The sequence below is a fragment of the Pelistega europaea genome (assembly GCF_013133775.1).
GTDB classification, from domain to species: domain Bacteria; phylum Pseudomonadota; class Gammaproteobacteria; order Burkholderiales; family Burkholderiaceae_B; genus Taylorella; species Taylorella europaea.
This window is the reverse complement of sequence record NZ_JABGBO010000020.1, coordinates 1-1,779: the sequence shown is the minus strand read 5'-3', so window position 1 is coordinate 1,779 and position 1,779 is coordinate 1. Positions and strand designations below refer to the sequence as shown.

Annotated in this window: 1 protein-coding gene; it reads right to left on the bottom strand. The window is 32.2% G+C overall.

The genetic code is table 11. From position 1 onward, the window contains the following. Positions 1-410: 410 nt before the first annotated feature. Positions 411-1,673 carry a 3'-5' exonuclease gene (locus tag HKX40_RS10520; RefSeq protein WP_216605241.1) on the bottom strand — a complete coding sequence of 421 codons (1,263 nt, stop codon included), beginning with the start codon at positions 1,671-1,673 and terminating at the stop codon, positions 411-413. Positions 1,674-1,779 lie beyond the last annotated feature (106 nt).

The window sequence follows — 1,779 nt, the reverse complement described above, 5'->3', positions numbered from 1 at the left end:
ATGATTTGACTTTCGCTAGTGCGTTTGCTCATGGTAAAACTCCTTTGAAATAAGTTTACGGTAAAGTTCAAAAAAGTTCTACTTTCTTGTTGTCTTAATTTAGGGGATGGCTACACAATGCGGCATTCTACTGTCTGGATATGATTTTAGCTGTTGATTTTAGAATAAAAACCAAACTTAATACAACTAAACGACATAACAGTTCCCAAGCAATATTGCACTTAAAATCGTCTATGGCGATTATGTAAACCAGTAGAAGTGAACGCAGATGATGAGCTTTGTGTTCAGCATTAAATCAGTTTGTTTTTATGTTTAAAAACCGTATGACCAACAATCTCTAAAATTCATTTATACAAAATTCCTGACAAACTCCACTCAGCCAATAATCAGCTTTTTAGAAGACACATCTACTAAATTGATGACATATGCATGACATTTTCTTCACCAAAAATATTCTTAGCTTTGTTTACTATTTCTAACTCATCGGTAGGCATATATATAACTAAATTCTTTTTTGCTCTCGTAATACACACATAGAATAAATTCTTTGTTCTCTGTTGGACACTTGTTGAAGAAGAGCCGTGCCCAAATAATGTATTAAAATCATACTTATTCCAATTAGATTCTAATATGAGAAGTACGTTATCATATTCACTTCCTTTAACACTATGTTGAGTACAGATCGGAGAAAACTCTTTCAAGTAAGCAATACTTTTTCTATATTGTTTGAATGGAATTTCCTGTATTCTTTTCCACAAATAATACCCTCCATTTAGAATATAACTACTATACAATTCATCGTTCTTAAGCAACCCCTTTTTCTCTGCAAACAATAAAACATCTCCTATTGTTTTATCCTCTTCGTTTAAAAGATAATCCATTGTTTCTTTAAGATGAATTTTGTCATTCGTACTATCAATAGAAAATTTTGTTATTCTTAAAAAATCATTAACCTTGTTAGACTCATAAAGTTCAATAAGTTCCGCCAGTATATCTAATCTTCGTAAAATCCTATCTCGGGAAGAATTGGCCTCATATTTCCTACTTAGCCCATTTAATTTATACGACATAAGAGATTGTTCAGCGATTCTACATTTCTTAAAAACTTCCTCCCATGGCATATCTTTCAAGTCATTGTACAATAACTTATGAACCCTACTATCATCTACTAAATCTAGCAATTTTTGCTTTTTAAATGTTGGTTCTATCCTAGCTACCAAATTACCTAGAGTCTCATCTTTATCTAAATTCTCGCTGTCTACTTTATCATTTATTTTTTTTATAAGTTTAACAATCAGGTCATCATGATATAAATCATATAAGTCCTCAAATTCTGACATCTCAGCATTATATTTGTGTGTCAGCCGTAACTCTTTTGTTTGTGTACCATCAGAGAAATCCCAAGCCTTAAATAGGCTCTTTCTTCTTATGTCAGTGAAACTATGCAATTCTTTGCCATATAAAAACTTAATAGTCCCCTCCCTAATAACTCCACTCTCCATATTAGGGGCATTTACATCTTCTGACGGCATCTGTTGAATATCATTCCTAAATTTATTAGCCAATTCAATTATAGCCTTTGGATTTCTTCGGTTTTGTTTCTTGATTATTTTGACTAAGCCATATTGACTCAAATCACCAACCGAACCATCATATATAGATTGTGTAGCCATCCCCTAAATTAAGACAACAAGAAAGTAGAACTTTTTTGAACTTTACCGTAAACTTATTTCAAAGGAGTTTTACCATGAGCAAACGCACTAGCGAAAGTCAAATCAT

What these genes read in the sequence shown, in the direction of transcription:
- HKX40_RS10520 (WP_216605241.1), bottom strand. Translation starts at nt 1,673, where the DNA reads ATGGCTACACAATCTATATATGATGGTTCGGTTGGTGATTTGAGTCAA.